Source organism: Tepidimonas sediminis (assembly GCF_007556605.1).
Lineage (GTDB): Bacteria > Pseudomonadota > Gammaproteobacteria > Burkholderiales > Burkholderiaceae_C > Tepidimonas > Tepidimonas sediminis.
In genome coordinates this window covers 42848-59260 of sequence record NZ_VJND01000010.1, presented here as the reverse complement: position 1 = coordinate 59260, position 16413 = coordinate 42848, and the positions used below count along the sequence as shown (strand labels likewise).

The 16413-nt window shown below is 73.7% G+C and carries 11 protein-coding genes; 9 read left to right on the top strand and 2 right to left on the bottom strand.

Features of this window, described 5'->3' with window-relative positions; genetic code table 11:
- Positions 1 to 272: 272 nt before the first annotated feature.
- Positions 273 to 3044 (bottom strand): bifunctional [glutamate--ammonia ligase]-adenylyl-L-tyrosine phosphorylase/[glutamate--ammonia-ligase] adenylyltransferase, encoded by a 2772-nt coding sequence (glnE, locus tag Tsedi_RS08735; RefSeq protein ID WP_143895710.1) that lies wholly within the window; start codon positions 3042 to 3044, stop codon positions 273 to 275.
- A gap of 8 nt (positions 3045 to 3052) precedes the next feature.
- On the opposite strand from glnE, the gene Tsedi_RS08730 reads away from it, so the two are divergent.
- Complete coding sequence (locus tag Tsedi_RS08730; protein ID WP_143895708.1) at positions 3053 to 7141, top strand: YhdP family protein; 4089 nt, start codon at positions 3053 to 3055, stop codon at positions 7139 to 7141.
- On the top strand, positions 7138 to 7944 hold the full coding sequence (locus Tsedi_RS08725; protein WP_143895706.1) for a carbon-nitrogen hydrolase family protein: 807 nt from the start codon (positions 7138 to 7140) through the stop codon (positions 7942 to 7944). Before Tsedi_RS08730 ends, Tsedi_RS08725 begins: the two co-directional genes overlap by 4 nt.
- Positions 7945 to 7963: 19 nt before the next feature.
- On the opposite strand, the gene Tsedi_RS12190 is transcribed toward Tsedi_RS08725, so the two are convergent.
- Complete coding sequence (locus Tsedi_RS12190) at positions 7964 to 8113, bottom strand: hypothetical protein (RefSeq protein WP_185970624.1); 150 nt, start codon at positions 8111 to 8113, stop codon at positions 7964 to 7966.
- Between Tsedi_RS12190 and Tsedi_RS08720 the strand changes: the two genes are divergently transcribed.
- The 7 genes from Tsedi_RS08720 to Tsedi_RS08690 all read left to right on the top strand — a co-directional run bounded on the left by Tsedi_RS08720 (position 8046) and on the right by Tsedi_RS08690 (position 16397).
- On the top strand, positions 8046 to 9422 hold the full coding sequence (locus Tsedi_RS08720) for an MltA domain-containing protein (protein WP_143895704.1): 1377 nt from the start codon (positions 8046 to 8048) through the stop codon (positions 9420 to 9422). The two genes, Tsedi_RS12190 and Tsedi_RS08720, sit on opposite strands and share 68 nt — an antisense overlap.
- Positions 9423 to 9480: 58 nt before the next feature.
- The gene (locus Tsedi_RS08715) at positions 9481 to 10551 is read left to right on the top strand and encodes a 6-phosphofructokinase (protein WP_143895702.1); all 1071 of its coding nucleotides are present in this window, start codon (positions 9481 to 9483) and stop codon (positions 10549 to 10551) included.
- A 174-nt stretch (positions 10552 to 10725) separates the two neighbouring features.
- Positions 10726 to 12297: an ABC transporter substrate-binding protein gene (locus Tsedi_RS08710; RefSeq protein WP_143895700.1), complete on the top strand. Its 1572-nt coding sequence runs from the start codon at positions 10726 to 10728 to the stop codon at positions 12295 to 12297.
- A 113-nt stretch (positions 12298 to 12410) separates the two neighbouring features.
- Positions 12411 to 13391, top strand: coding sequence for an ABC transporter permease (locus Tsedi_RS08705; RefSeq protein ID WP_143895698.1), 981 nt, complete (start codon positions 12411 to 12413; stop codon positions 13389 to 13391).
- Positions 13392 to 13456: 65 nt separating this feature from the next.
- Positions 13457 to 14368, top strand: a complete 912-nt coding sequence (locus Tsedi_RS08700) for an ABC transporter permease (RefSeq protein WP_143895696.1) — start codon at positions 13457 to 13459, stop codon at positions 14366 to 14368.
- 17 nt (positions 14369 to 14385) lie between these two features.
- Positions 14386 to 15381 (top strand): ABC transporter ATP-binding protein, encoded by a 996-nt coding sequence (locus Tsedi_RS08695; RefSeq protein WP_143895693.1) that lies wholly within the window; start codon positions 14386 to 14388, stop codon positions 15379 to 15381.
- Positions 15378 to 16397, top strand: coding sequence for an ABC transporter ATP-binding protein (locus Tsedi_RS08690; RefSeq protein ID WP_143895691.1), 1020 nt, complete (start codon positions 15378 to 15380; stop codon positions 16395 to 16397). Before Tsedi_RS08695 ends, Tsedi_RS08690 begins: the two co-directional genes overlap by 4 nt.
- Positions 16398 to 16413 lie beyond the last annotated feature (16 nt).

Sequence of the window (16413 nt, the reverse complement as noted above, 5' to 3'; positions counted from 1 at the left end):
CGTCGGCGACAGGCGAAGCGCCAACCATCCCGTCACCGGGCCGTCGCGACTCGAGACCGCAGCCAGACCAGCGTCGGGGACACGGTGCCCCCGCCGCCCGCTCGGTACCGAGCGGGGGTGCCTTGACGGGCCAGCGCGCCAAGCGCCCAGCCTTTCGATCCGCACCCGACTATTAGAAGCCGCGGCGCCGTCGCGCGCATCCCCCGGAAGGACTGAATCGGCTGGATGGCTGAGGCGCGATGAGGGGGACTAAAGCGAGACGTTTGTCACGGTCAGGGCGACCCCAGCACCGCCTGCCACAGCGCGCGCACGGCGGCGGCCTCGGCCTGCACGGTCGTCGGGTCGATCTGGGTGCTGGCCTCGTCCAGCCGCGCGCGGTGCTGCAGCTGGCGCAGGTGGCGGTAGGCGTCGGCGGCGGCCTGGCCGACGCCGGGGGGCAGCAGGCCGGCGGCCTCGGCGCACTGCAGCAGCGCGATGTTGCCGGCGTTGGCGCGCAGCGGCGGGTGCGCCGCGCTGTGCGCCAGCACCAGGTACTGCACGGCAAACTCCACGTCGATCATGCCGCCGGGGCTGTGCTTGAGGTCGAAGCGGCCGGCGCGCACCGGGTGCGCGTCGTAGAGGCGCTGGCGCATCGCGCGGATCTCGGCAGCCAGCGCCGCATGGTCGCGCGGGGCGGTGATGACGGCCTCGCGCACGGCGTCGAAGCGCGCGCGCAGGTCGGGGCTGCCGACGACGAAGCGCGCGCGCGTCATCGCCTGGTGCTCCCAGGTCCAGGCGGTGTTGCTGCCGCGGTTCTGCTGGTAGTCGGCGTAGGCCTGGAAGGTGGTGACCAGCAGCCCGGAGTTGCCGTTGGGCCGCAGCGCGGTGTCGATCTCGAACAGGTCGCCCTCGCCGGTCTTGACGGTGAGCCAGTTGATGAGCTTGCGCACGAAGGCGGCGTAGGCCTCGGGGGCGCGCTCGTCGTCGTCGTCGTACACGAAGACGATGTCGAGGTCGCTGCCGTAGCCGAGCTCCTTGCCGCCGAGCTTGCCGTAGCCGATGATGGCGTGGCGCGGCTCGTCGCGGTGACGCTGCTTGAGGCGCTGCCAGCACCAGCGGCCGGTGACGTCCAGCACCGCGTCGGCCAGGGCGCTGAGCTCGTCGGCCACCTGCTCCACGGTCAGCAGACCCTCGACGTCGCGCGCCAGCGTGCGGAATACCTCGGCGTGGTGGGCGCGGCGCAGCAGATCCAGCAGCGCCTCGTCGTCGTCCTCGCCGGTCTTGTGCAGCGCCCAGCGGCGTGCCTCCAGCTCGGCGACGAAGGCGGCGGCGTCGAAGCGTGTCTCGTAGAGTTCGGCGCTGGCCAGCTCGTCGATGACGCCCGGGTGGCGCATCAGGTAGCGCGCCGGCCAGCGCGCCGCGCCCAGCACGCGCAGCAGCCGCTCGTGCACGGTCGGACGCTCCTGCAGCAGCGCCAGGTAGCTTTCGCGGCGCAGCAGCGGCTCGATCCAGTCCAGCAGGCGCACGGCGGCGGTTTCGCCGACGCGGCCGTCATCGAGCCAGGCCAGCGTGCGCTCCAGCAGCCGCACCAGACGCAGGCGCGCCTCGTCGCGCAGGGTCTGCACGCGCGGGTGCCCGATCCAGGGGCGCAGCCGCTCGGCCAGCGCCGGCGGGCACTGTGGCAGCAGCGTCTCCAGGTCCTCGCCGCCGGCGCGCGGGTGGCCGTTGCAGCCCTTGCCGTTGCAGCCCGCGCCGTGGCCGGCGCCGCCCAGGAGGGTGTCGAACTCCTGCGCCACCACCTCGCGGTGCGCATCCAGCGCGCCAAGGAACGACGGCGTGTCGGCAAAGCCCATCGTCGCGGCGATCCAGGCCAGGTCGTCGTCGCGCGTGGGCAGCACGTGGGTCTGCTGATCGTCCAGGTACTGGATGCGGTGCTCGACACGGCGCAGGAAGACGTAGGCCTCGGCCAGCTGGCGCGCCTTGTCGGCCGGCATCAGGCCGGCCTGCTCGATGCGCTGCAGCGCCTGCAGCGTCGGGCGCGTGCGCAGCTCCGGAAACCGCCCGCCGCGCACCACCTGCAGCAGCTGCACGATGAACTCGATCTCGCGGATGCCACCGCGCGAGAGCTTGACGTCGTAGGCGCGCTCCGGGTGGCCGGCGGCGCGCCGCGCGGCGTGCTCGCGGATCTGGCGGTGCAGCCGCCGCAGCGCCTCGAAGACGGCGTAGTCGAGGTAGCGCCGGAACACGAACGGCAGCACCACCGGCCGCAGCCAGGCGCCGCTGCCGTCGCGCCGCGCGCTGTCGGCGGGGGCGACGACGCGGCTCTTGAGCCACGCGAAGCGCTCCCATTCGCGCCCGTGCGCCTGGAAATAGTCCTCCAGCGCCCCCAGCGACACCGCAGGCGGGCCGGAGTTGCCGTTGGGCCGCAGCGCCAGGTCGACGCGGAAGCACTGGCCGTGCTCGGTGATGTCGCTGACGAGCGCCTGCATGCGCCGTACCAGCTTGGCGAAGTATTCGTGGTTGGTGATGCGGTTGAGGCCGCGCGCGTTGCCGGCGGTCTCGCCGTCGCTTTCGTAGACGTAGACGAGATCGATGTCGCTGGAGACGTTGAGCTCGCGCGCGCCGAGCTTGCCCATGCCCACCACCCACCAGCCGCACGGCCGGCGGCCGTCCGGGGCAGCGGGCGGGGCGCCCGGTCCCGGGGGCGGATCGCTGGCCAGGGGCACCCCGTGCAGCTCGTCCAGCTCGTCGCACGCCAGCCGTGCGGCCTCGTCCAGCACCAGCTCCGCCAGCGCCGTCACCCCGTGCGTGACGACCGACAGCGCGGCAGCCTGCTCGCAGTCCAGCACCGCCAGCCGCTCCAGCGTCAGGTGGCGCAGGATGCGCAGGGCCGCGGCTGGCTCGTGGCCGGCAGCACGCAGTGCCTGCAGCGCCGCGCGCAGCGTGGCCGGCTGCGGCGGGCCGGGCGGCAGCAGGGCCAGCTCGCGTTCGTAGCGCCGCCGCACGCGCTGCACGAAGCGGCTGTGATCCGCCGCGGCCGAACCGGCGCGGTTGCTCGTGATCATAATTTGGCGTGACTTCGACCCAGGTTGACCGGACCCCGCCGTGGCCGTGGCGCCTGCTGGCGCTGGCGTCCCGCTGGCTGTTCGGGATCGCCGTGGCCTGGTGGCTGGCGCTGCTGGTCATCTGGGGGGCGTTGCAGGGCTGGATTGTGCCGCGCGCCGACGCTTGGCGCGGCGCGGTGGAGGCCGCGGCCACACGCGCCCTGGGGGTGCGCACGACCCTGGAGCGGCTGGAGGTGCGCCGGGGGGGGCTGGCGCCCCACGTGGTGCTGCACGGCATCCGGCTGTACGACTCCGAAGGACGCGAGGCGCTGCACGTGCCGCAGGCGCAGGCGCTGCTGTCGCCGCGTGCGCTGCTGGCGTTGGGGCTGGAGCAGCTGGTCATCGACGGGCTGGACGTGCAGGTGCGCCGGCTGGCCGACGGACGCATCCTGGTGGCGGGGCTGGACGTGGGCGCCGGCCGCAGCGACGGGGCGCTGGCCGACTGGCTGTTCGCGCAGCGCGAGGTGGCGCTGCGGTCGGCGCGCATCGAATGGATCGACGAGCGCCGACCGCAGGCGCCGCCGCTGGTGCTGACCGACGTGCTGGTGGTGACGCGCAACGGCGGCTGGCGCCACGAGCTGCGCATCGATGCCACGCCACCGCCCGGCTGGGGCCGGCGGCTGAGCTGGCGCGCCCGCTTCACCCAGCCGCCGTGGCAGCTGGATCGCGGCGACTGGCGGCGCTGGTCCGGGCCGTGGTACCTGGAGGCGCCGCAGCTGGACGCCGCGCCGCTGGCGCAGGCGCTGGACCTGGCGCCGTGGGGCCTGCAGACGCTGCAGGGGCGCGGGGCGCTGCGCGCCTGGGGTGAGCTGCGCGCCGGGCATTGGGAGGCGCTGACCGCCGACGTGCACGTGCAGGACGTGCGCATCGGCTGGAGCGCGGCGGCGCACGAGCCGCTGGCGCTGGCCGACCTGCGCGCTCGCCTGCGCGCCCAGCGCGACGGTGCCAGCGTGACGTGGCGGACCGAGGGGCTGGCGCTGCGCGCCGCCGACGGCGCCGCCTGGCCAGGTGGCGACCTGCGGCTGGGCTACACGCTGGGTGAGGCGGGCGAATGGCGCGCCTGGAACCTGGCGGCCGAGCGTCTGGATCTGGACATGCTGCAGCGGCTGGGTCGCGTGTTGCCGCTGGGCGAGGCCAGCCGCTGGCTGGATGCGCTGCGTCCGCGCGGGGTGGCGCAGCAGCTGGAGCTGCGCTGGCAGGCGCCGGCGCGTGCCGGCGAGCCGGCGCGCTGGTCCGGGCGCGGGCGCGTGCAGGGGCTGGCGCTGGCCGCTGGCCAGGTGGAGGCGCATGCCGCCGGTGCCTGGGGCCGGCCGGGCGTGGAGGGGGTGGAGGCCAGCTTCGATTTCGACGAGCGCGGCGGGCGCGCCGAGGTGGCGCTGCGGCACGGGGCGGTGACGCTGCCCGGCGGCTTCGAGGAGCCGCGGCTGGCGTTCGACGAGCTGCACGCGCAGGCGCGCTGGTGGCACGACGGCCAGCGCATCGAACTGGAGGTGGGCGAGCTGCGTTTTGCCAACGCCGACGCGCAGGGGCGCGGCCGGCTGCGCTGGCGTACCGCCGATCCGCAGCGCAGCGGCGCGCGCGACCGCTTTCCCGGCGAGCTCGATCTGGACGTGCGCCTCAGCCGCGCCGAGGCCGCGCGCGTGGTGCGTTACCTGCCGCTGACGGTGGGGGCCGACACGCGCGCCTACCTGAAGGCGGCGATCCGCGCCGGCCGCGCCAGCGACGTGCGCTTTCGCCTGCAGGGCGACCTGTGGGACTTTCCGTTCCCCGAGCGCGGCCAGGGCGTCTTCGAGGTGCAGGCGCAGCTGCACGACGTGACGCTGGACTATGCGCCGGCCTACCTGTTGCCGTCCGGGCAGCCGGCCTGGCCGGCGCTGGAGCGGCTGCAGGCCGAGCTGCGCATCGAGGGCACGCGGCTGGAGATCCGCGACGCGCACGGCAGCGTCGCCGGCTTGCCGCAGCTGCGCGCGCTGCAGACGCGCGCCCTGATTCCGGACTACCTGGCCGACCATCCCCGGCTGCAGGTGCAGGGCCAGGTGCGCGGGCCGGCGCCGGAGGCGCTGCGCTTCGTGGCGCAGTCGCCGGTGCAGGGCTACACCGGCGGCGTGCTGGCCGCCGCACAGGCCAGCGGCAGCGTCGAGGTGGCGCTGGAGCTGGCCATGCCGCTGGACGACGTCGAGGCCACCCGCGTGCGTGGCCAGGTGCGGCTGGCCGGCAACGACCTGCGCCTCGAGGCGGAGGCGCCCTGGCTGCGCGAGGTGCGCGGCACGCTGGACTTCACCGAGCAGGGCTTTCGCGTGCCGCAGGCCAGCGCGCGCCTGCTGGGTGGCGAGCTGCGTTTCAGCGGCGGCATGGCGCCGCAGGACGGCGGGCGGGTGCGCTTTCAGGGCCAGGGCGTGGTCACCGCCGCCGGCCTGCGCGCCAGCCCCGATTGGGCGTGGGCGCGCTGGCTGGGCGGCGTGACGCAGGGCGAGGCACGCTACGGCGTGACGCTGCTGGCGCAAGGCGGCAATATCGAACTGGCCGTGGACAGCGATCTGGCAGGGCTGGCGCTGAGCCTGCCGGCGCCGCTGGCCAAGCCGGCCGAGGCCGCCTGGCGCACACGCGTGACGCTGCAGCCGCTGGCGCCGGCGCGCGACGGCAGCCGGCGCGACCGCCTGCAGCTGAGCGTGCAGGCGCCGGCGTTGCCGGGCGGGGCGCTGTACGCCGAGTACGAGCGCGAGCACCGCGGCGCACGCACGGTGGTCGGCCGCGGTCGGCTGGCGCTGGGCGCCGACGTGCCGTCCTGGCCGCAGGCCGGTGTGGTGGCGGCGCTGCGCCTGCCGCAGCTGGACGTCGATGCCTGGCAGGCGGCGCTGGCCGCGTCCGGGGCCGACGGCGGCGGACCGGCCGATGTCCAGGCGCGCGCGTACTGGCCGACCCGCTACGGCGTCGGCGTGGAGCGGCTGCTGTGGGATGGGCGCGCGTTCGACGCCGTCAGCGTGGGGGGCAGCCGCAGCGACGACGTCTGGCGCCTGAGCGTGGCGGCGCACCAGCTCGACGGCACGCTGGAGCTCGACGCCGGTGCGCAGCCGCGCGTGACGGCGCGCCTGGCGCGGCTGCGATTGCCGCGCGGGGCCGAGGCGGACGTGGAGCGGCTGGCGACGCAGCCGCGCACGCTGCCGGCGCTGGACGTGGTGGTGGAGGATTTCGAGCTCGGCGGCCGTGCGCTCGGCCGCCTTCAGGTGCAGGCGGTCAACCGCGAGGCCGCGCAGGGTGCCGGCAGCGTGCGTGAGTGGCGGCTGGAGTCGCTGCAGCTGACGCTGCCGGAGGCGCGCCTGAGCGCGCGCGGCAACTGGGCGCCGACCGCCGCGCTGACCGCGCCGGGCCAGGCCGCCGCGGCGCGGCGCACCGCCTTGCAGCTGCGGCTGGACATCGACGACGCGGGCGCGTTGCTGGAACGCTTCGGCCTGGGCGGCGCACTGCGCGGCGGCCGCGGCCGGCTGGAGGGCAGCCTCGGCTGGATCGGTTCGCCGCTGGCGCTGCACACCCCGACGCTGTCCGGGGAGCTGGCGTTGGACCTGCAGCGCGGCCAGTTCCTCAAGGCCGAACCCGGCATCGGACGGCTGCTGGGGGTGCTGAGCCTGCAGTCGCTGCCGCGGCGGCTGACGCTGGACTTCCGCGACGTCTTCAGCGAGGGCTTCGCCTTCGACCTCGTGCGCGGCCACGTGCAGCTGGCGCGCGGCGTGGCCAGCACGCGCGACCTGCAGATGCGCGGCGTCAGCGCCGCCGTGCTGATGGAGGGCAGCGCCGACCTCGTGCGCGAGACTGCCGACCTCACCGCCGTGGTGGTGCCGGAGCTCAACGCCGGCACCGCCTCGCTGCTGGCCGGGCTGGTCAACCCGGTCACCGGTCTGGGCACCTTCCTGGCGCAACTGGTGCTGCGCCAGCCGCTGCAGGCCGCCGCCACCCAGACCTTCCGCATCACCGGCCGCTGGGACGATCCTCAGGTGGAGCGCGTGGCGCGTACCATCGAACCCGGCCGCGAAGTCAACCCTGCCACGGAGCGCACCCCATGAAAGTCGCCGCCATCCAGATGGTGTCGGGCGCCAGCCTCGACCCCAACCTCGCCCAGGCCCACGAGCTGCTGGACCAGGCGCGCCACGCCGGCGCGGAGCTGGCGGTGCTGCCGGAGTACTTCTGCCTGATGGGCCGGCGCGACACGGACAAGCTGCTGATCGCCGAGGAGTTCGGGCTCGGCACGGTGCAGGACTTCCTGTCCGACACCGCGCGCGAGCTGGGCCTGTGGATCGTCGGCGGCACCGTGCCGCTGGCCACCGACGACCCGCAGCGCGCCGCCAACGCCACGCTGGTCTACGACCCGCAGGGCCGCTGCGTGGCGCGCTACGACAAGATCCACCTGTTCCGCTTCCACGATGGCCAGCAGGGCTACGACGAGGCCGCGGTGCTCAAGGCCGGCGCGCAGCCGGTGGCCTTCACGCTGACCGACCGCGGCGGCACCGCGTGGCGCGTGGGGCTGAGCGTGTGCTACGACCTGCGCTTTCCGGAGCTGTACCGCGCCCTGGCGGCCGACGTGCTGGTGGTGCCGGCGGCCTTCACCCACGTCACCGGGCAGGCGCACTGGGAGGTGCTGCTGCGCGCGCGCGCCATCGAGAACCAGGCCTACGTCATCGCCAGTGCGCAGGGTGGCGTGCACGAGAACGGCCGCCAGACCTGGGGCCAGAGCATGGTGGTCGACCCCTGGGGCGTGGTGCTGGCGCAGCAGGCCACCGGGCCCGGCGTCGTGGTGGCCGAGCTGGACCGCGCCCGGCTGGAGGAGGTGCGCCGCCGCCTGCCGGCGCTGCAGCACCGGCGGCTGTGATGGGGGCGCGCCGGCGGGTTCAGCGCGGCGGGTCGTCCTCGCGCGCCGGTGGCGCGGGGGCGTCGACCGGCGGCGGCTCGCCGCGCTTGCGGCCGGCGAACATGGTCCACCAGACGATGAACACGAACAGCAGCAGGGCACCGAGGGCTTCGAGCAGCAGCAGCGTCATGGGGCAGGGCGCGGGCGGCGTTGGGTGGAGCCGGACGTGGCCGGCGGGGCTGGCGCTGGCGCTGGCGGCCTGCGGCACGCCGGCGCCGGTGGCCACGCCGGGCGACACGACTGTACCGGCAGAGTCGGCGCCGGCCCCGGCGGTTCCCGCCCCGGTGCCGGCGCCGCCGTCCGGCTCCGCCGCGACGGCAGAGGCGTTGGACGACACGCGCGCCGAACCGGTGCTGGCGCCGCAGCACCCGATCTGGCGCTGGGCCGATGCGGCACCGCTGCCGCCGCCGCTGCCGCGCGGCAAGGCGCTGTGGCAGCCGGTGCGCTACCGCGACCTGCCCGGCTGGGGCACCGATGCGCTGCACGACGTCTGGGACGCGTGGCTGCGCAGCTGCGAACGCCCGGCCGCGCCCTGGGGGGCGCTGTGTCCGGAGATCCGCCGCCTGACGCTGGCCGACGCCGAGACGCGCCACGTCTGGGTCATGCGCCACTGGCAGCCGTACCGCGTGCTGGCCACGGACGGCAGCGCGCCCGCCGGGCTGCTGACCGGCTACTACGAGCCGGAGCTGCCGGCACGGCGCCAGCGCGACGCCGTGCACCGCGTGCCGCTGTATGCGCCGCCGCCGGCGCTGGCCGCCGCGGCCGGCCAACCGTGGCGCACGCGGCGCCAGATCGACGCCGACCCGCAGGTGCAGGCGCTGCTGGCGCCGCACGCGCTGGCGTGGCTGGCCGACCCGCTTGATGCCTTGCTGCTGCACATCCAGGGCTCGGGCCGGCTGCGCCTGACCGAGCCGGACGGCCAGGTGCGCCTGGTGCGGCTGGCGTTTGCCGCGCACAACGGCCACCCCTATCAGAGCGTGATGCGCACGCTGCTGCAGCGCGGCGAGATCCGCGAAGGCACCTGGGAGGCGCTGCGTGCCTGGGCCGCGGCCAACCCGCAGCGCGTCGAGGAGCTGCTGTGGACCAACCCGCGCGTGGTGTTCTTTCGCGAGGAGCCGCTGGATGCGCTGGCGGCGCAGGCCGGCCCGCGTGGCGCGCAGGGCGTGGCGCTCACCCCGGGGCGGTCGGTGGCGGTGGACCGCGACGCGGTGCCGTACGGCACGCCGCTGTGGCTGGTCTCCAGCGGGCCGGTGGCGCGCCTGCGGCGCCTGGTGGTGGCGCAGGACACCGGCGCGGCCATCGTCGGTGCGGCGCGCGCGGACTTCTTCACTGGCTGGGGCGAGCAGGCCTACCCGCTGGCCGCGGGGCTGAAACAGCCGCTGCAGCTGTGGGCGCTGTGGCCGCGCGCGCAGCCGCTGCCGCCCCCGCCCGCCGAATGACCCGACCGTGGCGCGGCGCGCCTCAACGATGGGACCGAACGCAGAACAAGGAGCATCCATGACCCGACGCATCGGCATCCTCACCGGCGGGGGCGACTGCCCCGGCCTCAACGCCGTCATCCGCGCGGTGGCCAAGTCGCTGATGCGCCAGTGCGGCGCCGAGGTGGTCGGCATCGAGGACGGCTTTGCCGGCCTGATGGAGGCGAGCCCCCGCGTGCGCCCGCTGGCGTGGGAGGCGGTCAGCGGCATCCTGATGCGCGGCGGCACGATCCTGGGCACCAGCAACCGTGCCAACCCGCTGCAGGACGAGGCCACCACCGCGCGCGTGCTGCGGCACGCCCAGGCGCTGCAGCTGGAGGGGCTGGTGGTGATCGGTGGCGACGGCACGATGGCGCTGGCGCACGGGCTGGCGCAGCGCGGCCTGCGCGTCGTCGGCGTGCCCAAGACGATCGACAACGACATCCCGGGCTGCGAGCGCAGCTTCGGCTTCGACACCGCGGTGGCCACCGTCACCGAGGCGATCGAGCGGCTGCAGACCACCGCCGAGAGCCACGGCCGCGTCATGATCGTCGAGACGATGGGCCGCTGGGCCGGCTGGATCGCGCTGGAGGCGGGGCTCGCGGGCGCGGCCGACGTCATCCTGCTGCCGGAGATCGCGTTCGACGTCGAGGCGGTGGCGGCGGTGTGCCGGGCGCGCGCGCAGCGCCGGCGCCACACGCTGGTGTGCATCGGCGAGGGCGCCAGGCCCGCCGGCGGCGAGCCCGCCGTGCAGGCCGTGCACGCCGACCGCCCCGAGCCGCTGCGCCTGGGCGGGGTGGCGCACGTGCTGGCCGCGGCGCTGCAGCCGCGCGTGCCGGTGGAGGTGCGCGCCACCGTGCTCGGCCACGTGCAGCGCGGCGGCAGCCCGACGCCGTTCGACCGCGTGCTGGCCACGCAGTATGGCAACGAGGCCGCGCAGCTGGTCATGGCCGGCGCCTGGGGCCGCATGGTCACGCTGCAGCAGGGGCGCCTGAGCAGCGTCGCGCTGGCCGACGCCGCGCACGGCAACCGCCAGGTGCCGCTCGATCACCCGCTGCTGCGCGCCGCGCGCCAGATCGGCGTCAGCCTGGGCGAGCCGGCGGCCGGCTGAGGCGCCGCCGGCCGGCGTCTTGCGGCCTCTTCACCTGTCGCGCAGACGACAACCGCGCCGCCGACTCCGGGCGCCTTGGGCGCTTTCCCCGTCGGCGCGAGGGTTTCCCTGCGGCCGCCCGGCGAGGCGGATGCGGCATAGTAGAGGCTTTCAACATCCTGACAGGTGAGTGACATGCAACGCACCGTGATCGCCGTGGCCGCCGCGCTTGCGCTCGGCATGGGCGGCGCGTGGGCCAAGACGTTCAAGTGGGCCAGCGCCGGCGAGATTCCCTCCTGGGACATCCATTCGCAGAACAACGCGTTGTCCAACGGCATCCACGCCGCCGTCTACGAGTCGCTGGTCTACTACAACAGCAAGACCTTCAAGGTCGAGCCGCTGCTGGCGCAGGGCTGGCGCGAGATCAGCCCGACGCAGATCCGCTTCACGCTGCGCAAGGGCGTCAAGTTCCACGATGGCGCGCCGCTGACGGCCGACGACGTGGTCTTCTCGGTGCAGCGCGCGATGGCCAGGACCTCCAACTTCGCCATCTACACGCAGGGCATCGACAAGGTGGTCAAGGTGGACGACCTGACGGTGGACATCCTGCTCAAGGGCCCCAACCCGGTGCTGCTCAACCAGCTCACCGAGCTGCGCATCATGAACAAGGCCTGGGCCGAGAAAAACCGTTCGGTGCAGCCCAAGGACATGAAGTCGGCGGAGGAAAATTTCGCGCACCGCAACGCCAACGGCACCGGTCCGTTCCGCCTGAAGCAGTGGGTGCCGGATCAGCGCCTGGTGCTGGAGCGCAACCCCGACTACTGGGGCAAGCCCGCCACCAACGTCACCGAGATCGTCTACACCCCGATCAAGGCCGACGCCACGCGCATGGCCGCGCTGCTGTCGGGCGAGGTGGACTTCGTGCTCGACCCCACGCCGCAGGACCTGCCGCGCCTGCGCGCCAACCCCAACCTGAAGGTCATCGACGGCGTCGAGAACCGCACCATCTTCCTCGGCATGGACCAGTTCCGTGACGAGCTGCCCGGCAGCAACGTCAAGGGCAAGAACCCGCTGAAGGATCTGCGCGTGCGCAAGGCGCTGTACCAGGCGATCGACATCGACACCCTCCACCGTGTCACGATGCGGGGCCTGAGCCAGCCCACCGGCGCGCTGGTGGCGCCGCAGGTGGCCGGCTGGAGCGAGTCGGTGCACAAGCGTCTGCCGTACGACGTCGAGGCGGCCAGGCGGCTGCTGGCCGAGGCCGGCTACAAGGACGGCTTCGAGGTGGACTTCGCCTGCCCGAACAACCGCTACATCAACGACGAGCAGATCTGCCAGGCGGTCACCGCGATGTGGGCGCGCATCGGCGTCAAGGCCAAGCTGCGCACGCTGCCGCTGACCACCTACTTCCCGATGATCCAGCGCTACGAGGCCAGCATCTACATGCTGGGCTGGGGGGTGCCGACGTTCGACGCGCTCTACAGCCTGCAGTCGCTGGTGCACACGCCGGGGCCGGGCGGCGACGGCAACTACAACGTCGGGCGCTACAGCAACCCGAAGCTGGACGCCGTGATCGACCGCGCCAAGACCGAGACCGACCCCTACATCCGCCCGCGCCTGCTGACCGAGGCGCTGCAGATGCACAACGACGACGTGGTGCACATTCCGCTGCACAACCAGATCATTCCGTGGGCGATGAAGAAGAACGTCGAGGTCGTGCACCGCGCCGACAACCGGCTCGATTGGCGCCTGATCCAGGTGAACTGAGCCGCCTGCCGCCGCCCGGGCGTCGCCCTCGGTCGCGGGCGCCCGGGTCCGCTTGACGTCGTCACGACGCGCGTGTCCGCCGTGCCGCGCGCGCCGTCCGGAGGGTTTTGCCGATGTTGGCCTTCGTGTTGCGCCGCCTGCTGCAGGCGGCGCTGGTGATGCTGGCCGTGGCGTTCGTGGCCTTCATGCTGTTTCAGTACGTGGGCGATCCCGTGCTGCAGATCCTGGGCCAGGACGCCACGCCCGAGGAGGTGGCGCGCGTGCGCGCCGAGCTGGGGCTGGACCGACCCTTCGTCGTGCAGTTCACGCACTTCGTCGGCCAGGCGCTGCGCGGCGACTTCGGCGTCAGCCTGCGCCAGGGCGTGCCGGTGGCGCAGCTGATCGCCGAGCGGTTGCCGGCGACGCTGGAGCTGGCGCTGCTGGCCGCGGCGCTGGCGCTGGCACTGGGCATCCCGATGGGGGTGTACGCGGCGCTCAGGCGCGGCACCTGGCTGGCGCAGCTGTTCATGACGCTGTCGCTGCTGGGGGTGTCGCTGCCGACGTTCCTGATCGGCATCGTGCTGATCCTGGTGTTTGCGGTGCAGCTGGGCTGGCTGCCCAGCTTCGGCCGCGGCGAGGTGGTGCAGCTGGGCTGGTTCTCGAGCGCGCTGCTGGCGCCGGGCGGCTGGCGCCACCTGGTGCTGCCGGCGCTGACGCTGGCGGTGTTTCAGCTCGCGCTGATCATGCGGCTGGTGCGCGCCGAGATGCTGGAGGTGCTGCGCACCGACTACATCAAGTTCGCGCGCGCGCGCGGGCTCACCGACCGCGCGATCCACTTCGGCCATGCGCTGAAGAACACGCTGGTGCCGGTCATCACGATCACCGGGCTGCAGCTGGGCGGCCTGATCGCGTTCGCGATCATCACCGAGACGGTGTTCCAGTGGCCCGGCATGGGGCTGCTGTTCATCCAGGCGGTGACGTTCGCCGACATTCCAGTGATGGCGGCCTACCTCTGCTTGATCGCGCTGATCTTCGTGGTCATCAACCTGATCGTGGACCTGCTGTACTTCGCGGTCGATCCGCGCCTGCGCGTGGAGCGCGGCAGCGGTCACTGAACCAGGGCATGCGCCGCCGTGCCGGCAGCGGGCGGCGCCGTCGCTTTTTGAAAGGAACCCCGAACATGCGTGCAGCTTGGATGCGCTGGTGGGACAGCGACCTCGGCTACAGCTTGCGCCGTTCGCCCACCGCGATGCTGGCGGCGGCGATCGCGCTGACGTGCGGGCTGGCCGCGTTGCTGGCGCCTTGGGTGGCGCCGCACAACCCGTTCGACCTGGCCAGCCTCGACCTGGCCGACGCGCGCCTGCCACCGGTGTGGTACCCGGAGGGCACGTGGCGCTACCCGCTCGGTACCGACGATCAGGGGCGCGACATCCTCTCGGCCCTGATCTACGGCGCGCGCATCTCGCTGTTCGTCGGGCTGGTGTCGGTGGCGCTGTCGGTGGCCATCGGCGTGGCGCTGGGGCTGCTGGCCGGCTTCGTCGGCGGCTGGCTCGATGCGCTGCTGATGCGGTTGTGCGACGTGATGCTGTCGTTTCCGGCGATCCTGATCGCGCTGCTGATCGCCGGCGTGGGCAAGGCGCTGTTTCCGAACGCGCACGAGACGCTGGCGTTTGGCGTGCTGATCACCTCGATCACGCTGACCGGCTGGGTGCAGTACGCGCGCACGGTGCGCGGTTCCACGCTGGTGGAGCGGCAGAAGGAATACGTGCAGGCCGCGCGCGTCATCGGCGTGGCGCCGTGGCGCATCATGCTGCGTCACGTCCTGCCCAATGTGCTGGGGCCCGTGCTGGTGCTGGCCACCATCCATGTCGCCACCGCCATCATCACCGAGGCGACGCTGTCGTTCCTCGGGGTGGGCGCGCCGCCCACCGCGCCGTCGCTGGGCACGCTGGTGCGCATCGGCAACGACTACCTGTTCTCCGGCGAGTGGTGGATCACCATCTTCCCCGGACTGATGCTGGTGCTGATCGCGCTGTCGGTCAACCTGCTGGGCGACTGGCTGCGCGATGCGCTCAACCCGCGCCTGCGCTGACGGATGGGAGGGTGACGATGGACAAGCTGCTCGAGGTGCATGACCTGGTGGTGGAATTCCCGACCCGTCGCGGCGTGCTGCGCGCGCTGGACGGCGTCTCGTTCGACATCGCGCCGGGCGAGATCCTGGGCGTGGTGGGCGAGTCCGGCGCCGGCAAGTCGCTGACCGGTGCGGCCATCATCGGCCTGCTGGAGCCGCCGGGACGCATCGCCGGCGGGCAGATCCGGCTGCAGGGTCGGCGCATCGACGACCTGCCGCCGCACGAGATGCGGCGCATCCGCGGCCGGCGCATCGGGGCGATCTTCCAGGATCCGCTGACGTCGCTGAACCCGCTCTACACCATCGGGCGGCAGCTGACCGAGACCATCCAGACGCACCTGGACGTCTCCGCCGCTGAGGCGCGCCGCCGCGCCATCGAGCTGCTGAAGGACACCGGCATCCCGGCGGCGGAGGAGCGCATCGACCATTACCCGCACCAGTTCTCCGGCGGCATGCGCCAGCGCGTCGTCATCGCGCTGGCGCTGGCGGCCGAGCCGCAGCTGGTGGTGGCCGATGAGCCGACCACGGCGCTGGACGTCTCGATCCAGGCACAGATCATCACGCTGCTGAAGCGCATCTGCCGCGAGCGCGGCGCGGCGGTGATGCTGATCACGCACGACATGGGCGTGATCGCCGAGACCTGCGACCGCGTCGCCGTGCTCTATGCCGGCCGCGTGGCCGAGATCGGCCCGGTGCACGAGGTCATCCACCGGCCGGCGCACCCCTACACCGCCGGGCTGATGCGCTGCATCCCCGACATGGAGACCGAGCGCGAGCGGCTGCACCAGATCGACGGCGCGATGCCGCGGCTGTCGGAAATCCCGCATGGCTGCGCCTTCCACCCGCGCTGCCCGCAGGCGATGCTGCGCTGCCACGACGCGCGCCCCCCCTTGATGCCGGCCGGCGCCACCCGCGCCGCCTGCTGGCTGCACGAGCCGGCCGCCACCGCGGCCGTCGCGGAGACCGCCCGATGAGCACCCCCGTGACCAACCCGGCCGCCATCCCGCTGGTGGCGGTGCACGATCTGGCGCGCACGTTCGACGTGTCGGCGCCGTGGCTCAACCGCGTGCTGGAGCGCAAGCCGCGCCAGCTGCTGCATGCCGTCGACGGCGTCACCTTCGACATCCCGCGCGGGTGCACGCTGGCGCTGGTGGGCGAGTCCGGCTGCGGCAAGAGCACCGTGGCGCGGCTGCTGGTCGGGCTGTACCGGCCCTCGCGCGGTCGCGTGCTGTTCGAGGGGCAGGACGTGCACGCCACGCTGGCGACGCGTCAGGGCCGGGTGCTGCGGCGGCGCGTGCAGATGATCTTCCAGGATCCGTACGCGAGCCTGAACCCGCGCTGGCGCGTCGAGGCCATCGTCGCCGAGCCGCTGCGCGAGCACGGGCTGGTGCGCGACCGCGCCGCGCTGCGCGAGCGCGTGGCCGAGCTGCTGCGCGCGGTGGGCCTGAGCCCGCACGACATGGTCAAGTACCCGCACCAGTTCTCCGGCGGGCAGCGCCAGCGCATCTCGATCGCGCGCGCGCTGGCCACGCAGCCGCAGTTCCTGGTCTGCGACGAGCCGACCTCGGCGCTGGACGTCTCGGTGCAGGCGCAGGTGCTCAACCTGATGAAGGACCTGCAGCGCCAGCACGGCCTGACCTACCTGTTCATCAGCCACAACCTGGCGGTGGTGCGCCACGTCAGCGACCAGGTCGGCGTGATGTACCTGGGGCGCCTGGTGGAGCTGGCCGACAAGCGCACGCTGTTCGCGCAGCCGCGCCACCCCTACACCCGCATGCTGCTGGAGGCGATCCCCAAGCTGCACGCCACCGGCCAGGCACGCACGCCGGTGCAGGGCGAGGTGCCCAACCCGCTCAATCCGCCCGGCGGCTGCGCGTTCCACCCGCGCTGCCCGCATGCGGATGCGCGCTGCCAGGCCGAGCGTCCGGCGCTGCAGACGATCGGCGGCGTGCGCGTGGCCTGCCACGCGGTGCAGGAGGGGCGGATTTGACGCGATGGGGTGGGGT